The 18,613-nt window shown below is 60.8% G+C and carries 15 protein-coding genes and 1 pseudogene; 9 read left to right on the top strand and 7 right to left on the bottom strand.

From position 1 onward, the window contains the following. The 6 genes and pseudogenes from E3T38_RS10905 (at position 1) to E3T38_RS10925 (ending at position 5,180) form a co-directional block, all read left to right on the top strand. The gene (locus E3T38_RS10905; protein ID WP_134548220.1) at positions 1-669 is read left to right on the top strand and encodes a heme-copper oxidase subunit III; all 669 of its coding nucleotides are present in this window, start codon (positions 1-3) and stop codon (positions 667-669) included. Positions 670-705: 36 nt separating this feature from the next. Beyond that, positions 706-1,518 (top strand): c-type cytochrome, encoded by an 813-nt coding sequence (locus tag E3T38_RS10910; protein WP_134548221.1) that lies wholly within the window; start codon positions 706-708, stop codon positions 1,516-1,518. Positions 1,519-1,613: 95 nt separating this feature from the next. Then, positions 1,614-2,687, top strand: a complete 1,074-nt coding sequence (locus E3T38_RS10915; protein ID WP_134548222.1) for a ubiquinol-cytochrome c reductase iron-sulfur subunit — start codon at positions 1,614-1,616, stop codon at positions 2,685-2,687. Next, the gene (locus E3T38_RS10920; protein ID WP_134548223.1) at positions 2,684-4,333 is read left to right on the top strand and encodes a ubiquinol-cytochrome c reductase cytochrome b subunit; all 1,650 of its coding nucleotides are present in this window, start codon (positions 2,684-2,686) and stop codon (positions 4,331-4,333) included. Before E3T38_RS10915 ends, E3T38_RS10920 begins: the two co-directional genes overlap by 4 nt. A 25-nt stretch (positions 4,334-4,358) precedes the next feature. Further along, a pseudogene (locus tag E3T38_RS17520) lies at positions 4,359-4,484 on the top strand (putative RNA methyltransferase); the annotation flags it as partial. Positions 4,485-4,532: 48 nt separating this feature from the next. Then, positions 4,533-5,180 (top strand): methyltransferase domain-containing protein, encoded by a 648-nt coding sequence (locus tag E3T38_RS10925; protein WP_166805498.1) that lies wholly within the window; start codon positions 4,533-4,535, stop codon positions 5,178-5,180. 1,076 nt (positions 5,181-6,256) lie between these two features. Here the strand turns inward: E3T38_RS10925 and E3T38_RS10930 are convergent. From E3T38_RS10930 to E3T38_RS10950, 5 genes are all read right to left on the bottom strand, one after another. Next, positions 6,257-6,673: a cytochrome c oxidase subunit 4 gene (locus tag E3T38_RS10930; protein WP_134548225.1), complete on the bottom strand. Its 417-nt coding sequence runs from the start codon at positions 6,671-6,673 to the stop codon at positions 6,257-6,259. Continuing rightward, complete coding sequence (gene ctaD / locus E3T38_RS10935; protein ID WP_134548226.1) at positions 6,674-8,404, bottom strand: cytochrome c oxidase subunit I; 1,731 nt, start codon at positions 8,402-8,404, stop codon at positions 6,674-6,676. A gap of 3 nt (positions 8,405-8,407) precedes the next feature. Further along, entirely contained in the window at positions 8,408-9,298 is an 891-nt protein-coding gene (gene coxB, locus E3T38_RS10940; RefSeq protein WP_134548227.1) for a cytochrome c oxidase subunit II, read from the bottom strand. 250 nt (positions 9,299-9,548) lie between these two features. Then, positions 9,549-9,935: an iron-sulfur cluster assembly accessory protein gene (locus tag E3T38_RS10945; RefSeq protein WP_134548228.1), complete on the bottom strand. Its 387-nt coding sequence runs from the start codon at positions 9,933-9,935 to the stop codon at positions 9,549-9,551. A gap of 147 nt (positions 9,936-10,082) precedes the next feature. Beyond that, a complete protein-coding gene (locus tag E3T38_RS10950) occupies positions 10,083-11,558 on the bottom strand; it encodes a dipeptidase (RefSeq protein WP_134548229.1) in 1,476 nt (491 codons plus the stop codon). Between the two features lie 38 nt (positions 11,559-11,596). On the opposite strand from E3T38_RS10950, the gene E3T38_RS10955 reads away from it, so the two are divergent. Further along, positions 11,597-12,190, top strand: a complete 594-nt coding sequence (locus E3T38_RS10955) for a DUF3043 domain-containing protein (RefSeq protein WP_134548230.1) — start codon at positions 11,597-11,599, stop codon at positions 12,188-12,190. Positions 12,191-12,223: 33 nt separating this feature from the next. On the opposite strand, the gene E3T38_RS10960 is transcribed toward E3T38_RS10955, so the two are convergent. Further along, a complete protein-coding gene (locus E3T38_RS10960; protein WP_241984416.1) occupies positions 12,224-13,369 on the bottom strand; it encodes an alkaline phosphatase family protein in 1,146 nt (381 codons plus the stop codon). 123 nt (positions 13,370-13,492) lie between these two features. Between E3T38_RS10960 and E3T38_RS10965 the strand changes: the two genes are divergently transcribed. Next, complete coding sequence (locus tag E3T38_RS10965; RefSeq protein WP_241984417.1) at positions 13,493-15,982, top strand: DNA topoisomerase (ATP-hydrolyzing) subunit A; 2,490 nt, start codon at positions 13,493-13,495, stop codon at positions 15,980-15,982. A 26-nt stretch (positions 15,983-16,008) separates the two neighbouring features. Here the strand turns inward: E3T38_RS10965 and E3T38_RS10970 are convergent, their stop codons facing one another. Further along, positions 16,009-18,087 (bottom strand): type IIA DNA topoisomerase subunit B, encoded by a 2,079-nt coding sequence (locus E3T38_RS10970; protein ID WP_134548231.1) that lies wholly within the window; start codon positions 18,085-18,087, stop codon positions 16,009-16,011. Positions 18,088-18,270: 183 nt separating this feature from the next. Here E3T38_RS10970 and E3T38_RS10975 point away from each other — a divergent pair, with 183 nt between their 5' ends. Next, complete coding sequence (locus E3T38_RS10975) at positions 18,271-18,507, top strand: hypothetical protein (RefSeq protein WP_104129172.1); 237 nt, start codon at positions 18,271-18,273, stop codon at positions 18,505-18,507. Positions 18,508-18,613 lie beyond the last annotated feature (106 nt).

The following is an 18,613-nucleotide window of genomic DNA, read 5'->3' on the forward strand; positions in this document are numbered from 1 at the left end:
ATGAGAAAAACCTGTGGGATTATCGGCCATAATAGAAGGGTGACCAGCACCTCAATTACTCAGACGGCGAGTGCGCCCGTCGTGAACCGGCCCAACAGCGTGGCTGTGGGCACCATTGTGTGGTTGGGCAGCGAGGTGATGTTTTTCGCGGGTCTGTTCGCAATCTACTTCACGCTGCGTTCAACCTCCTCCGAGCTCTGGCTTTTCGAGGCCGACAAGCACAACGTCACCTTCGCGTTGATCAACACGCTGATCTTGGTGTCGTCCTCGGTGACCTGCCAATTCGGAGTGTTTGCCGCTGAACGGCTGCAGGCGCGTTCTACCGGTTGGAAGCCGAGTGAGTGGGGCATGGTCGAGTGGTTCTTCCTCACCTATGCCTTGGGTGCGATCTTCGTCACCGGCCAAGTGTTCGAATATGCCACTTTGGTCTCAGAGGGTGTTTCCCTTTCATCGAACGCCTACGGTTCGGCGTTCTACATCACGACTGGCTTCCACGGGATTCACGTGACCGCTGGCCTACTCGCCTTCCTTCTTGTCATTGGGCGCGGCTTCGCGGTCAAGAACTTCGGCCACAAGGAAGCCACCAGTGCCATCGTGGTCTCTTACTACTGGCACTTCGTCGACGTCGTCTGGATCGGGCTCTTCCTGGTCATCTACGTTCTTAAATAGAATTAATACTTAGAAACGGGAGCGGACTACTTCAGCATGACCAAGATCAAAACCCCTCGCGCACGTCGGCCACACAAAACCGGACGTCGCAATCCTCTCGCCAGTGTCGCGCTCATTGCCGTCGGACTGCTCTTCACTGGAGGCGCCTATGTCGCCTTCAGCACCAGCACTGCCGTTGCGACAACGGATGCCTCCTCCCAGCAGACCATCGACCAGGGTGAAAAGCTCTTCGCTGCCAACTGCGCCACATGCCATGGGCTTAGTGCTCAGGGATCGTCAGAAGGTCCCAGCCTGATCGGAGTTGGAGCAGCCTCGGTTGACTTCCAGGTCGGTACCGGTCGCATGCCGATGCAGATGCAAGGTCCGCAGGCACAGAAGAAGCCGGTTCAGTTCACCGCCGAGCAGACCGCCGCGCTGGCCGCTTACGTCGCTTCGCTTGCTCCCGGCCCTGCCATTCCCTCCGCCGACTTGGTCAAAGCTTCCGGAGATGCTTCGGCGGGTGCCGAACTCTTTCGCATTAACTGCGCCATGTGCCACAACGTTGCCGGTGCCGGTGGCGCGTTGACCGAAGGTAAGTTTGCCCCCGCGATCGAGAACGTATCGGCCCAGCACATCTACGAGGCCATGCTTACCGGCCCGCAAAACATGCCGGTCTTCAACGATATGAACATGACGCCTGAAGACAAGCGGGACATTATCACCTACCTGAAGTACGTCGAGGACAACCCGTCTCCAGGCGGATTGGCTCTCGGGTCTTTGGGGCCGGTAGCGGAAGGCCTCTTCATCTGGATCTTTGGCCTGGGTGCAATCGTGGCCCTCACCGTGTGGATCACCGCGAAATCAAACTAGGCCGCGTTTTTCGGTCTTGACGTGACGTTCGGAATCGATCGGACGCCACGGAGCACCACAGTGCACAGCATTTACACAGCCCACAAAGGAGAACAATGGCCAAGGACGATAACGGCGCGGAAGACGTAACCGCCGCCGACTCGCCTGGCGCGCAGCTCGCGACATCCGCCGCAAGCACAGCCGTCGTTACACGGGATGCCCTGGTCAATCCAGGGTTCCCGCCGCACCGCCCGCGTATCACCGACCTTGATCACAAGGAAGAACGCAAGGCTGAGCGCACCGTCTATACGCTGTTCTACGTGTCCATCGTGGGTAGTGTTTTCGCGATCGCCGCGTACATGGCTTTTCCGATCGTTGCCGAGGATCCCGGATCCGTACGACTGAACAATCTTTTCATCGGACTCGGCCTCACTCTCGCCCTGTTGGCGATCGGTATCGGAGCCGTGCACTGGGGCAAGGCCCTGATGAGCGATCACGAGGGTGTTGACGAACGCCATCCCGTTCGGGGAACTGAACCGGTTCGTGCCCGCGCCGTCGAGATCTTTCAGCAGGCCAATGAGGAATCAGGCTTTGGCCGCCGTACGCTCATTCGGAACAGCCTGATCGGTGCCCTCGTCGTCTTCCCGCTGCCGGCCGTCGTCTTGTTTCGTGGCCTTGGCCCAATGGACCAGGACCCGGTAGCCCTGCTCCACGAGACCCTGTGGAAAAAAGGCGTCCGTCTCACGATGGACCCGAGTGGAACCCCTATCAAAGCAGCGGACGTCACGCTCGGATCGTCGTTCCACGTCATTCCCGAGGGCTTGTCCGAAATGGGCCACGGTCGTTTGGAAGAGAAGGCTAAAGCCGCTGTTCTGCTCATTCGAATGGATCCAAGTGACCTCATCGAGCAGGAAGACCGCAAGTCTTGGTCGTATGATGGCATCGTTGCATACTCTAAGATCTGCACCCACGTTGGCTGCCCGGTCGCACTTTATGAACAGCAAACGCACCACCTGCTTTGCCCGTGCCACCAGTCGCAGTTTGACGTTGAGAACCACTGCAAGGTCATCTTCGGACCGGCCAAGCGGGCACTACCGCAGCTCCCGATTGCCGTGGACGCTGAGGGCTACCTAATCGCGCAAAGCGATTTTACTGAACCAGTCGGCCCGAGTTTCTGGGAGCGAGCATGACAACGATAATCACCCGCGAGTCCGCTGATGACCAAGCCGTCGGGGCGAAGAAGTCTGGAGGTTTCACCGCCTCCGCGGCCAACTACATTGACGAACGAACGAGCATTTCGGGCGCAGTCAAGGAACTTGGTCGCAAGATTTTCCCTGACCACTGGTCGTTTCTCTTAGGAGAAGTGGCGCTGTACAGCTTTGTCATCATCCTGCTGTCGGGATCATTCCTGACATTCTTTTACCAGGCATCGATGGCCGAAGTCGTCTATGACGGTTCGTATGCCCCACTCAAGGGCATTCCGATGTCCGTTGCAATGTCGTCCACAATGGATATCTCGTTTGACATTCGCGGTGGCCTTCTCATGCGTCAGGTCCACCATTGGGCAGCGCTGCTCTTCGTTGCAGCCATCGGGTTGCACATGCTGCGCATCTACTTCACGGGTGCGTTCCGGAAACCGCGTGAGCTCAACTGGGTGATCGGTTTCATCCTCTTCATTCTGGCCATGGCCGAAGGTTTCACCGGCTACTCTCTTCCCGACGATTTGCTCTCGGGTAACGGCCTGCGGATCATCGATGGCCTGATCAAGGGTATTCCGGTTGTGGGAACCTGGGTCTCATTCTTGCTCTTCGGTGGAGAATTCCCTGGCACTGACATCGTCGGTCGGCTGTACTCGCTGCACATCTTGCTGCTGCCGGCCATCATTGTCGCGCTGATTGCCATGCACCTCCTGTTCGTCGTCGTGCACAAGCACACGCAGTACCCGGCAGCTGGCCACACCAACCAGAACGTGGTCGGTTACCCTGTCCTCCCGGTGTACGCCGCCAAGGCTGGCGGGTTCTTCTTCATCGTTTTCGGTGTCGTCATGCTCATCGCGTCGCTGTTCACGATCAATCCGATCTGGAATTACGGACCGTACGACCCTTCACCGGTGTCGGCGGGTACCCAGCCCGACTGGTACATCGGCTTCGCCGACGGCGCCATGCGTTTGATTCCGAGCGGTTGGGAGTTCGTCTGGCTCAACCACACCTACTCGCTCAACATCATGGTCGTACTGATTGTGGTGGGTCTGTTCATCGTGACCGTTATGGTCTACCCCTTCATTGAAGCGTGGATCACCGGAGACAAGCGGGAACACCACGTTCTCGATCGTCCGCGTAACGCTCCAACCCGCACCGCTATCGGCGCGGCTGGTGTGACATTTTACGCGTCGCTCTGGTCAGCAGCCTCGTCGGACATCATGGCGACGCACTTCCACCTCACTATGGAAGGTGTCATCCACACGCTCCAGGTGACCACGTTGCTCGGCCCGTTCCTCGCCTTCTTCATCACCAAGCGGGTTTGCCTGGCCTTGCAGAAGAAGGACCGTGAAATCGTGCTGCACGGTTATGAATCAGGTCGGATCGTTCGGCTTCCCGGCGGCGAGTTCGTCGAGGTGCACCAGCCCGTTGATGAGTACGAGCGCTGGAAGTTGGTCAGTTACAGCGACTTCAAGCCGCTTATGCTGCGACCCAATGCCCAAGGTAAGATCGGGCCGGTCGAGAAGGTACGTGCAGGCCTGTCCCGCTGGTTCTTCGAGGACCGGATCACTCCGGTCACGCAGACAGAACTGAGTCGGGCCCACGGCGATCACCCTGCAGAAATCACTGATAAGTAAATCACACCCAGCAGATCGGGCATCGATGTCACTCCAGACGCTATCGGAGTGGCTTCGGTGCCCGAACTGTTTTCTGCCGTTACGTCGCAGCGGCGAGCTTTTGCTGGACTGTGACAACGGGCATTCCTTCGACGTGAATAGGCGAGGCTTTGTCAACCTGCTTGCCGGACCGCGTAAATTCATTGGTGATAGCGCCGCCATGCTGGACGCCCGAGATAGGTTTCTCGTCGCGGGGTGGTACGCACCACTCCGTGACGCCATCCGGCACATCGTGGCCGATGAGGCGCCCAAGTACATCCTCGATGTGGGCTGCGGTACGGGCTACTATCTAGGGGCGGCGCTGCCCTCAGGAGACGATGTACGGGCGCTGGGAATGGACCTCTCCCCCACTGCCGTGGGCCGTACCATCCGGTCGCGTGATCGCATTGAGGGGCTAGTAGCGGATGTGTGGTCGCCGCTCCCTGTGCGCGATGGCGCCGCGGATATCATTCTGAACATTTTTTCTCCGCGCAATGCGGCCGAATTCGCCCGCGTGCTTCGAGCGGATGGTTTGTTGCTGGTCGTCGTTCCACAACCGAGCCATCTGCAAGAGCTTCGGGAGTCGGGCCTCGCTGTAGAAATGCAAGCTGATAAGGCTGCTCATTTGACGGCTAGTCTCGCCGCCTGGTTTAGTCTCGAGATGCACGAACAGCTCGGCCGTACCGTTGAGCTGACGCCTTCGGAGGTGACGTCGCTCATTGGCATGGGTCCATCCGCGCATCACGCGGGCTCGGCCGGGGTGGACCCGGTGGGAATGGATCGAGTCGTCACGTTCGCGTTCGATATTTTTGGCTTTCGGCGACGCTGAGGAAATAGTGGTTTTCGTGGGTTCCACCTGTTGTGCGGGTGGGCGCCATCGCCCGGTTGGGCGATTGAAGTGGTTAGGTACCGCATCAAGAATAAGTTGGCGCATCCGGTCAAGCGCATCCGGTCAAGCGCAGGCGGTGATGAGTTATGACAGGTTCTGCCGGCTTTAGGGCGATTATGCTGCCATCTCGGGCACGACGTCGCGGCTTGATCACGAGGCGGGCCGCGGCATCGAGGTCTGTTAACGCCGACTGAAAATAGGGCCAGTATCGCCGAGAGTTTCAAAGTGTCGCTGCAACGGTGTGGCCGAGCGGCCTCCTAATGTGCTTAGTAGTCGGAGGAGTGAAAAGGGGACGGAAACCACAGCCACCGGAGCAACGGATGGCGTTCTTCACGGCGTGGGCGTCGGGTACATCACTGAGACAATCCGCAGCACTGACCGGTATGTTCAGGTCTACTGCCTGTCTGTGGCTCAAGCGCTGACATGGCTCAAGCGCTGACATGGCTCAAGGGATGTGGCTCAAGCAGTCGGCCGGGACGGAGCCACGGGTGACGGTGCCACGATCGGCGTTGCGTTTGTCGTCGGTGGACGCGAGAGCATCTCGCGCCGTCTTGCCGAACATCGGTCGCTGCCGCCGATCGCCGCCGAAGTGGACGGGCCCGTTTCCACCGTTTGGCGAGAACTACTGCGCAATGGCGGCTCGAGCGGATACCGCGCGGCCCCAGCTGAGCGTCTCGTATTCGCTCGAACACGCCGGCCGCGACTGGGTGAACGAGCACCTGCAGGTAACACACGAGACCGTCCACAGCGCGCTGTACGTGCAGACACAACCCGGTCTCCGTGCAGAATTGACCGCCACACTCCGCACCAAGCGACTGAGCCGACATCCGTAACGGCGTGTCGCCTGCGGCGGAGAGAAGTTTCGGATACCCGGCCTTGAGCCATTCAAGGATCGCCAGACCGAGCGTCACACCTGTCCCCCGGCACCGGACGTGCGCGTGACGTGATGCTACCGACACGTTAAACGACGATACCGACCTTCCATAAGGAAGATCGGTATCGAATGTGTCGTGTGCTCAGCGAGCGAACATACCGCGGTAGTACTCGTAAACCCAGCCGCTAAGGGCCACGAGGCCGATACCCAAACCGATGAAGCAAATCCAGTAGCCGACGGCCAAACCGAGGAAGAGCAGGGCCGTTGATGCTGCCAGGAAAATGGGCCACCAGCTCCAGGGGCTAAAGAAGCCCATCTCTGGATCACCATCATCGATATTGCCATCGAGACGGTCTTCCGGTAGCTCACCACCTTGAGCTGCATGTACTTTACCGAGGTAGAAGGCGACGAATGCCATGAGCACTGCCGTCAGGCCGAGCATGAATGTACCCGCCCACTCGACCGCGCCGTGGTCCAACAGGTTCCACACAATGTATACAAACGTCACGATGACGAAGAATACGGTGAGGACCCAGAGAAGGTTTGCATTGGTTTTCATTTATTTAACCCGATTCGAGTCGATGTCGTAAACCGACGCGTCGGGGGCATCTTTACCCGGGCCGATGCCGACGGGTAGGCCGGCTTCGGGGTGGTTCAAGTCGAACGCCGGCCGCTCAGAGCGGATTCGAGGAATAGACGTGAAGTTGTGGCGTGGGGGCGGGCAGGAAGTTGCCCACTCCAGTGATGAGCCATAGCCCCACGGGTCGTTCACGGTTACCAACGGGGCCTTGCGCGCCGTGATGTACACGTTCAGGAAGAACGGAATCATCGAAACGGCAAGGACCATTGCACCGACGGTGGACACCTGGTTCATCCAGGTGAAACCGTCTTCCGGTGAATACGTTGCATATCGGCGAGGCATCCCCATGACACCGAGCCAGTGCTGGATGAGGAAGGTGGTGTGGAAACCGATGAAGAGCAGCCAGAAGTGCCATTTTCCAAGGCTTTCGTTGAGCATCTTGCCGGTCCACTTGGGCCACCAGAAGTAGAACCCACTGAACATTGCAAAGACCACGGTGCCGAAGACCACGTAGTGGAAGTGCGCGACGACGAAGTACGTGTCCGACACGTGGAAGTCGAGCGGCGGCGATGCCAGGATGACACCCGTGAGTCCACCGAAGGTGAACGTAACAAGAAAGCCGATGGCCCAGATCATGGGTGTTTCGAAAGTGATCGATCCTCGCCACATGGTGCCGATCCAGTTGAAGATCTTCACCCCGGTCGGCACGGCGATAAGCATGGTCATGAGCGAGAAGAACGGGAGCAGCACCGAACCGGTGACGTACATGTGGTGCGCCCAGACCGATACAGATAGGGCCGCGATCGAAATGGTCGCGTAAATGAGCGTTTTGTAGCCGAACATCGGCTTGCGGCTGAAGACCGGGAAGACCTCGGAGACGATGCCGAAGAATGGCAGTGCGATGATGTAGACCTCGGGATGACCGAAGAACCAGAACAAGTGTTGCCAGAGGATGGCGCCGCCGTTTGCGGGGTCGTAGATGTGCGATCCGAAGATGCGGTCGGACGCGGCAGCAAGCATGGCAGCCGCAAGAACCGGGAAAACCATGAGTGCGAGCAGGGACGTGATGAGGGTGTTCCACGTGAATACCGGCATCCGCCACATCGTCATGCCCGGAGCGCGCATGGTGATGATGGTCGTGATGAAGTTCACGGAACCGAGAATGGTGCCGAATCCGGAAAGCCCGAGCCCGACCATCCACAGGTTCCCACCAACTCCCGGCGAGAACGTGGTGCTGGCTAGCGGCTGGTAGGCGAACCAGCCAAAGGATGCCGCGCCCTGAGGGGTGAGGAACCCGGCCACGGCGATGAGGCTTCCGAAGTTGAAGAACCAGTAGGCGAGCGCATTGAGCCTGGGGAAAGCAACGTCGGGAGCGCCGATTTGCAAGGGGATCAAGAAGTTTGCAAAGCCGAAGAAGAGCGGCGTTGCAAACATCAGGAGCATAATCGTGCCGTGCATCGTGAAGAGCTGGTTGTACTGTTCCTTCGTCTGCACCACGTCGAGCCCGGGAGCGAACAGCTGGGCACGAATAATGAGTGCCATGACGCCACCGAGGCAGAAATAGATGAAGGAAGTAATCAGGTACATGTACCCGATGACCTTATGGTCAGTGGAAGTTATCCACCTGACAAGCACGTTGCCCTTGCGCTCTGCCGACGTCGAGACCGGTGCGGCTGGGCGTGACTCGGGAGGTGCGATGGTCGTAGTCATGGCTTAGTTGCCCTCCGGAGCCGTCGGGGCACTGGTACCCGGCTGATTCTGATTGCGGTCGAACTGGTTGTCGAGTTGGCCGACGTTACCCGCAGTACGCAGGGACGCGATGTACGTGTCGTAGTCAGATTGCGAGACGACCTTGACGTTGAAGAGCATGAGGGAGTGGTATTCACCGCAGAGCTCGGCACACTTGCCCGCGAACGTCCCGATGCGCTCCGGGGTGACCGACATGTAGTTGGTCCGGTCCGGAATGATGTCTTTCTTGTACAGGAAGTCGATGACCCAGAAGGAGTGGATGACGTCGCGGGATTCGAGTGCTATTTCAATGGTCTTATTGACCGGAAGCACCAGAACGGGAAGTTCCGACTGATTGATCGCACCGGTTTCGCCGTTGGGATCAAGCTGGCCCTGAATGCCGGGCGAGTAGACGTTTTCGTCAACGTAGTTGAAGTCCCAAGCCCACTGCTTGGCTTGAACTCCAATAGTCACATCGGGATTGTCATAGCGCGCCTCGATGGCGACTTGGTCGCGCACAGTGAAGGCGAAGAAGCCGATGACGAGGATGAGCGGTACGACGGTGTAGAAGATTTCGATCGGCATGTTGTACCGCAGCTGAACCGGGAGGCCGGTCTGGCCCTTCCGACGTCGATACACGACGATCGTCCAGATAATGAGACCCCACGTGATGAGACCCACGATCAGGAGCACGATCCAGGAAGTGGTCCATAGACCCGCGATACGGTCGGTGTGATTGGTCACCGCCGTTTCGCCCTCTTCTTCAAAACCGGGCAGGAAACCGTGGAGCTGGGCTTGCGTGCATCCTGCCAGTACAACGGCTAACGTCGCTGCGAGCGGGATGGCAGCCCAACGAAGGCGGTGATTATTGCGCACCGGGGGACCTTTCGGGAGATTCGAGGACGCTTCTCTGGAAGCGCTTTGATCGATTCCTAGCTTACTCCGCGAGAGCGCACGCGAAGTGCACTCCGGGGCGGGTCATACACGATTTGTTCGAATGACTGTCTCGTGACGGTACTAATTCGGATGATTCGGGGAATTTTGGGCAGAAAAAAACGGGGACATCATCGAGATGATGATGTCCCCGTGATCAGTCCGGGACGAACGCCCGCTGAAGCACTTTCTGTTAGTGGAAAGAGTCTCCACAGGCGCAGCTGCCGCCAGCGTTTGGGTTGTCGATGGTGAAGCCCTGCTTCTCGATCGTGTCCTCGAAATTGATTGAGGCTCCGTCAAGATAGGGAACGCTCATCTTGTCGACGACGACGCCCACTCCATCGAAATCAACGACGGCGTCACCCTCGAGCATGCGCTCGTCGAAGTAGAGCTGGTAGATCAGGCCGGAGCAACCGCCGGGCTGGACGGCGACGCGCAGACGAAGGTCTTCGCGTCCTTCCTGAGTCAGCAGGCTGCGGACCTTGAGCGCGGCCGTATCGGTGAGTCCGACGCCATGCGCAGCAGCTGGGACATGGGCGGTGTCAGCAGTGCTGACTGTTTCGGTCATGGTGTCGGTCATGCTTCTCCTCGGTTTACGCAGTCACGCACGGTGCGATCTCATAGATTGCGATGTCATAAATCCTACCTTCGTCAACCATAAAGTCGCCGGGGGCATTCCCTCGCTGTCGGAATTCCTCTGATCTTCGTTCGCTGACGCGGTGTTTACTCAGTGGCCGGTGCGGTCATTCAAGCTGCCCAGCAGGAAGGCCTCGCTCAGTACGGCCCGTTTGAAGACGCCCAGGTGCAGAGACTCATTCGGGCTGTGGGCCCGGGAATCCGGGTCTTCGACCCCGGTCACGAGAATCTGGGCGGCCGGAAAGACCCGCACCAGATCGGCGATAAACGGGATTGACCCACCGACACCGATGTCGACTGGAGGAACACCCCAGGCATCCGTCATGGCGGAACGAGCCTCGGTCACGGCCCATCCGCTGGTATCAACGAGAAAGGGCTCGCCGGTATCCACATCGTCGATCTCAACAACCGCGCCGAACGGCGCGTTCTCCCGAAGGTGCGTCTCAATCGCTGTGGCGGCGTGCACGGCGGATTGTCCGGGGGCGATCCGCGTGCTGAGCCGAACCGTCACCGCCGGGGTGAGTGTATTGGAGGCGTTGTCGACGGTCGGAGCGTCGATTCCCGTCACTGTGAGAGCTGGCTGCGACCAGATTCGGCTCAGGATAGAGCCGTGGCCGATCGGGCTGACGCCGGGCAATAGGCCAGTTTCTGCCCGCAGCTGATCCTCCGAATAACCCGGGGTAGGAACATCGATGCTGGTGAGGCCGGCGACGGACACCGAACCGTCTTCGTGATAGAGGGTGGAGAGCAGCTTGATGGTGGCGAGCATGGCATCGGGGACTGCTCCGCCGAACATGCCGGAGTGTGAGGCGTGCGCGAGGGTGCGCACGGTCAGCCGGAGTGTGACATTACCGCGAAGGGCCGTCGTTATGGCGGGCGTGTTGATGTCCCAGTTGTTCGAATCGGCCACGATGATCACGTCTCCGCGCAGGGCCTCGCGGTTCTCATCGAGGAAAGTGGCAAAAGAGCGGCTGCCGAATTCCTCTTCCCCCTCGATAAACAGTGCTATTCCCAGGTCGAAGTCGGGACCGACTGCCGCGACGAGAGCGCGGATGGACGCGACGTGGGCCATGACGCCGGCCTTGTCGTCGGCAGCTCCTCGCCCGTACAGGCGGTCTCCGCGCACCGTAGGCGTAAACGGATCGGACTCCCAATCTTCGTCCTTGCCTGGGGGCTGTACGTCGTGGTGGGCATAGAGCAAAACCGTCGGCCGGCCATGGCGGGCTGCGCGCGACGCCAATATCGCCGGCTGCCCCAGCTCCGTGCCGCTGCCGGTGCTGCTCGGCCCAATGCCGGCCTGGACGATATCGACCGACTCGAAGACGTCAAGCCCGCGCACCAGCGCCGCGACGGCGTCGGCACTCGCGGCGACGTGTGCGGGATCAAATGCTGCCCAGGACACCGATGGAATGCGCACCAGCGCGCACAGGTCAGCGATCGTGCTGGGGAGGCCTAGTTCGACCGCGGTGCGGAGGCCGGCCCGTGCACCCGAACCGGCGGCTGAATTGTGGGCATTGTCGGGCGCCCGGCCGGTGGAAGGAGAATTTGTCTGTGGGTTACCCGTCATACCGGTAATCTTAAGGCACCCAATTGCAAGGATTTGATGTGGCTAAGCACCCCGTAAACCCCGACGCCCAGTCGTCGATTGAAAGCGCCGACGAGACCGCAGCGCGGCTGGGTCTCTCGCACACCGCCGGTAAGGGTCAGGCGACCCCGACCCGCAAAAGGCAGGAGGCGGCTAACAAACGCCCGCTGGTTCCCGATGATCGCAAGCTCGCCGCCAAGCAGGCACGCGTCAAGTCGAGCGCTGCGCGCGATGTGGCCAGAGCTGGCATGGCCGCCGGCATCGACAAGTACTTGCCGCTGCGTGAACGTGGCCTGCAGAAACGCTATGTCCGCGACTATGTCGATGCCCGGTTCAGTGTCGGTGAATTGATGATTCCGATCATGTTCTTGGTTATTCTGCTCAGCACGATTCCCAGCGTTGCCAGCGTGTCCCTGATTGCGCTCTGGGCATTTTTCATTTTTGCCGTCGTCGACTGCGTTGTTCTCGGCTTTGTGCTGACCAAGAAGATCGAGGCCAAGTTCGGTTCCGACAAGGCCGAACGCATCCGCTGGTACGCGGCTATGCGTGCGCTGCAGCTTCGCCCGATGCGTCTGCCCAAGCCGCAGGTCAAGCGCCGTCAGTACCCGGTCTAATAGCGCAAGGTACCCACTGGCGGCTTCGGCGGATTATCGCGCGAAGGCGCCCGCACGGATCAGTGGCACACGCACTTCCTCGTCGGTGAGGGAACCGTGTTGCCCGATCATGCCGCGGGCTTTCTGGTTGGTCGGTCGGGAGTCGTAGTAGGCGATCGACTTGCGGGCGGCGACGAGTACATCCCCGATGCGCGGCAGTACCTCGTCGGCAACGCGTCCGTACAGGCCCGCCGAGACGGCTTCAGAGCGCGTATAGACCCATGCGCGGTCCCCCTGAGACGCACGCCAAGCGTCGGCCAGCGTGTCAGCGGTCACCGACGACTGCTGGCGATCGAGGTAGAGCTGTACACAGCGCGGGTCCCCCGCGACGTGACGTACGCCGGCCACGAGGGCGGGTTCGGTGTCGAACAACACGTGTCTGACGCTCGGAACGTCGATCACACCATGGTCGGCGGTGAGCAGCAGACCCTCGTCGGAACGGAGTGTCGAAGCAAAGCGGGTTACTTCGGCATCGAGGGTCTCTAGCTGGGCCAGCCACCGATCGGACTCCCATCCGTGTGCGTGCGCTGCCACATCAAGCTCGGCCACATACAGATATATCAGGGCCCTCGGGTTGTCGTTGAGGATGCCGCGGGCGGCCGCAAAACGATCGGCTACCGAGTCAGCGGGTACGTAGTGGGCGCCGCGCAGCACCGCCTGGGTGAAGCCTGAGGCCACGAATCGTTTCGGGCCGATTGCGAAACTCGGCACATTTTCATCGGTGGCCAGATCGAAGACGGTCCGGGCACGCTGCCAGCTGGCCGGTTGCATGCCGTCGTCCCATCCGGTGAGCTGGTTGACCACGCGGTCGTTGGCCTCGTCGAGAACCTGGTAGCCGACCAGCCCGTGCTGGCCCGGTTCCACGCCGGTCGTGAGCGACGCGATTCCCGCAACCGTCGTGGCGGGGAAGACACCGTCGATGATGCTCGATTTATTGAGCCGGGAAGACAGGAATCGGGCGTGTCCGGCGCGTGCCCGAAGCGAGCTGACGCCGAGCCCATCTGCCAGAATCACGATCGCCTTGTGTACCGGGGGCAAAGCCAGTGCATTCGGCCGGGCGCATACGGCACTGAGGGAACTGGTCAGAACATCGGCAAGGCGCAGGGCACTGAATTGGCGGGCCGGTAGCATGGTGGGCATCGGGTCTTATTCTTTCACAGGGATGAACTCGGGCCCTCCAGCGCTCCCGAGAGCGCTTCCTACGTAGTGCAGTGGTGACCGGTCCAATCGGTTTCCGCCGCACGCTTGAAGCAGAATTTTTCAATGAGCCGCTCAGACAGCACCCCAGTATCCGCCACCACCGCCAGCACCGAACGCATCGAAGACGTCGATGTGTCGGTGGAGATGCAGGGGTCGTTCCTCGAATACGCGTACTCGGTGATCTACTCCCGGGCCCTCCCCGACGCCAGGGACGGCCTCAAACCCGTGCAGCGGCGCATTCTCTACCAGATGAGCGAAATGGGGTTGCGTCCCGACAAAGGGCACGTGAAGAGCGCCCGCGTAGTCGGTGAAGTGATGGGCAAGCTCCACCCGCACGGCGATACCGCGATCTATGACGCTCTCGTGCGCATGGCCCAGTCGTTTTCACTTCGTGTTCCACTCATCGACGGGCATGGCAACTTCGGTTCCCTCGATGACGGGCCGGCTGCTCCGCGTTACACCGAGGCCCGCCTCGCGGCCCCAGCGTTGGCGATGACCGAAAATCTCGACGAGGACGTCGTCGATTTCGTGCCGAATTACGATAACCAGCTCACCCAGCCCGACGTGCTGCCGGCTGCTTATCCCAATCTCCTCGTCAACGGCACCAGCGGTATCGCCGTCGGCATGGCGACGAACATGGCCCCGCACAACCTGATCGAGGTCGTCGGGGCGGCCCGGCACCTGTTGGCGCACCCGAACGCGACTCTCGATGACGTTATGGAATTTGTGCCGGGGCCCGACCTGCCGACCGGAGGAACCATCGTCGGCCTCGCCGGCATAAAAGATGCGTACAGTACCGGCCGCGGCAGTTTCAAAACCCGCGCCCGCGTCTCGGTCGAGGCGATCAGCGCCCGCAAGACCGGACTCGTCGTGACCGAACTGCCCTATCTGGTCGGCCCGGAAAAAGTGATCGAGAAGATCAAGGACGGCGTCAACTCTAAAAAGCTCAGTGGCATCTCGGACGTGACCGACCTCACTGACCGGACCAAGGGGTTACGCCTGGTCATCGGAATCAAGACCGGCTTCAGCCCCGACGCCGTGCTCGAGCAGCTTTATCGGTACACGCCGCTGGAAGATTCCTTCAACATCAACGCTGTCGCCCTGGTCAACGGCGCCCCGCAGACGTTGGGGTTGCTTGAACTGCTGCACGTTTATGTGAACCACCGTATCGAGGTCGTCACCAGGCGCTCGGCATACCGGCTGGCCCGTCGCAGGGAACGGCTGCACCTCGTGCTCGGTCTGCTCGTCGCGATTGTCGACATTGACGAGGTTATCCAGGTGATTCGAGCCAGCGACGACGCCGAACAGGCTCGTGCCAAGCTGATCGACGTGTTCGACCTCAGCCAGATCCAGGCTGAATACATTCTCGAACTGCGGTTGCGACGCTTGACCAGGTTTTCTCGTATTGAACTCGAAGCCGAACGCGACCAGTTGCTCGCCGAGATCGCGAAGCTCGAGAAGTTACTGTCGTCGAAAGCGGCCATTCGCACGCTCGTCTCAGAGGAGCTCGGCGTTGTCGCCGAAAAGTTCGGCACTCCGCGGCGCACGGTACTGACCGAAGCCAAGCCGAGCATCGCTGGCCTGTCTGCGGCTGCCGCCAAACGCCAGGCCGCGGTGCTCGAGGTGCAGGACATTCCCACTCGGGTGTTTTTGAGCGTGACCGGGCGCGTTGCCCGTGTAGATCTGGTCGCGGTCGACGACGCCGTACCTCCGCGGATCCAGCCGCCGCAGCGCCGCAGCAAGCACGATGCCGTCCTGTCGACGCTCGACACAACGAGCCGCACGGAGGTGGGGGCCGTGACTAATCGAGGCCGGCTCATCCGCTTCTCCCCTGTCGATCTGCCGGTGATGCCGCCGACGTCCATTCAGCTGGCGGCCGGCGTGCGGATCAGCGAGTATCTCGTACTGCCCGACAAAAAGGAACATGTGTTGGCCATCGTCTCGCTCGACTCCGATCGGGCAATCGCGCTCGGCACGCGGCACGGAGTCGTCAAGCGGGTCACTCCTGGCGACTGGGCCAACAAACCCGACTTTGAGATCATCACGCTCAAGCCGAAGGACGAGGTGGTTGGTGCCGTGCAGGGCACCGAGGACGACGAGCTGGTCTTCATCTCCTCGGATGCGCAGCTGCTGCGCTTCAACGCGTCGGGTGTGCGCCCACAGGGCCGAGCGGCCGGAGGCATGGCCGGCATCAAACTGACGCCGGGCGAAACCGTCGTGTTCTTTTCCAGCCTGTCGACAGAGGACGTCAACACTGCTGTCGTGGCCACAGTGGCATCGAGCAGTCAGACGCTGCCTGGCACAGACCCCGGCAGTGCGAAGCAGAGCGACTTCTCGGAATATCCGGCCAAGGGACGCGCCACCGGCGGCGTGCGCGCCCAACGCTTCCTGAAGGGTGAAGACACCCTCGCGGTGGCCTGGGTCGGTCGCTCCCCCGCCCGCGCCGTTGCCCCGGACGGCACTCCGCGCACCCTGCCGGATTCCGGCTTCCGCCGCGACGCTTCCGGAGTGATGCTCGACGCCCTGGTCGGAGCCATCGGCGCCGAGATCTAGCCTGTCGGGGTCGCGAACGCGACTCGTTAGACGTCGATACGGTCTCGGGAGAGCTTGTCGGAGCTGTCGATGATGAACTCTTTACGCGGGGCGACGTCGTTGCCCATCAGCAGCTCGAACACCTTGCCGGCGGACTCGGCATCGTCGACGCGTACCCGCCGCAGGGTGCGGTGGGCTCGTTCCATGGTCGTGGTCGCGAGCTGGTCGGCGTCCATTTCACCGAGGCCTTTGTAACGCTGGATGGGGTCTTGATAGCGCCGGTTCTTCTTCTCCAATGCGCTGAGCACCCCGAGCAGTTCGGCCTCCGAGTAGGTGTAGATGGTCTCGTTGGGTTTGGTACCCGGGTTCATTACGACGACCCGATGCAACGGTGGTACGGCGGCAAACACGCGGCCCTCGGTGATCATCGGCCGCATGTAGCGGAAAAACAGCGTCAGGAGCAGGGTACGAATATGGGCGCCGTCGACGTCGGCGTCGCTCATGATGATGACCTTGCCGTAGCGCGCCGCCGACAGGTCGAAGCTGCGCCCGGAACCGGCGCCGATCACCTGGATGATCGAGGCGCACTCCGTGTTGGAGAGCATGTCGGCAACCGATGCCTTCTGCACGTTCAGGATCTTGCCCCGAATCGGCAACAACGCCTGGTGCTCGCTGTCGCGGGCCAGCTTGGCGGTGCCGAGGGCCGAGTCCCCCTCCACGATGAAGAGCTCGCTCGTCGACACGTCGTTGCTGCGGCAGTCGACCAGCTTGGCCGGCAGGGAAGAGCTCTCCAGGGCGTTTTTGCGTCGTTGGGTCTCCTTGTGCGCCCGGGCTGATATGCGCGACTTCATCTCGGCGACGATCTTGTCGAGGACCAGCGCGGACTGTGTCTTGTCGTCGCGTTTAGGCGAGGCGTACCGCTCGGCCATGGCCTTCGCGACGACGTTGGCGACAATCGCCCGAACCGCGGGAGTACCGAGCACTTCCTTGGTCTGCCCCTCGAACTGCGGTTCGGGCAGCCGTACCGTGAGTATGGCGGTGAGACCCGCCATAACGTCGTCTTTGTCGAGCTTGTCGCTGCCAACTTTCAGCCGTCGGGCGTTCAGTTCCACCTGACCGCGCAGAAATTTGAGCAGACCGGCATCGAGGCCGGCCTGGTGGGTTCCGCCCTTAGGCGTGGCGATAATGTTGACAAAGCTCTGCACGATCGTGTCGTAGCCGGTCCCCCAGCGCAGGGCGATATCCACTTGGCAGTCGCGCACGAGCTCGGTGGGCACCATGGCGCCCGTGTCGGTGAGCACTGGCACGGTTTCGCTGAAGGTGCCGTTTCCGGTCAGCCGCCAGGTGTCGGTGATCGGGGCATCCGGTGCGAGATGTTCGACGAATTCTGAGATGCCCCCGTCGAACTGGAACAGGCTGGTCACCGGCTCATCGGTGCGGCGGTCAGCGACCTCGATCGCAAGGCCGGGTACGAGAAATGCCGTCTGACGGGCACGGCTCAGCACCTCGTCGGTCTGAAACGCTGCGCCCTTGGTGAAGATCTGTCGATCGGCCCAATAGCGGATACGGGTTCCGGTCACGCCGCGCTTGACCTTGCCGATGACACGCAGTTCACTCTGGTTTTCAAACGGAGTGAACGGGGCGTCGGGGCTCTTCTCCCCCGAGTCGGAAAACAGGCCCGGTTCGCCCCGGTGAAACGACATGGCCCAGGTCTTGCCGTCGCGATCGACTTCGACGTCGAGACGTTCGGACAGAGCATTGACGACGGACGCTCCGACACCGTGGAGACCACCGGACGCCGCGTAAGAGCCGCTGCCGAACTTTCCACCCGCGTGCAGTTTGGTGAACACAACCTCAACGCCGGTCAATCCGGTCTTGGGCTCGATATCGACCGGGATTCCCCGAGCGGTGTCGCGCACCTCGACGCTGTGGTCTGGGTGTAGTTCAATGTTGATGCTGGCACCGTGTCCACCCAGAGCCTCGTCGACGGAGTTGTCGATGATCTCCCACAGGCAGTGCATCAATCCGCGCGAGTCGGTGGAACCGATGTACATGCCGGGGCGTTTGCGCACTGCCTCGAGTCCCTCAAGGACTGACAGGTGGCGCGCGGAATAGTCAGAGCTCACAACATCCAAGAATACCGGCCCCGACCGGCAATCTTTCGCCCGGAGTCGGTCGGCCGTGACTCACCACTCACCACAACACGTCTACGCGGTGAGCGAAATACCGGCCAAACATCTCGTCGAAAGCCCTTCAGCGTGTTTACATTAGTGAAGAGGGTTCATGCATTCAATCTGGAGGAGGAGAAAATGTCCCAGATCGCCACCGAAAATGGTTCCGTAGCTAACCAGGGTGCCCCCCACCAGCTCACCGCAGCCGATCGCTGCGACGCTTGCGGTGCCCAAGCATATATTCGTGTCGTCGTGAAGAACAGCGAATTGCTGTTCTGCGCACACCACGGCCGTAAGCACCAAGAAAAGCTCGCGGCCATCGCTGAAAGCTGGCACGACGAATCGAGCCGACTGCTCGAAGATCAGCGTTCCTAGCCGCCCAGCGATTTCAGAACGGATGCCGCGCAGGCGGCTGGCTTCGGCCGGCAACCTGCGCGGTTTGCTCGTTATTGAGAGCCGAGCTTTGTCTATGAGTCCGCTA

This window comes from Cryobacterium sp. Hb1 (assembly GCF_004403585.1).
GTDB lineage: Bacteria > Actinomycetota > Actinomycetes > Actinomycetales > Microbacteriaceae > Cryobacterium > Cryobacterium lyxosi.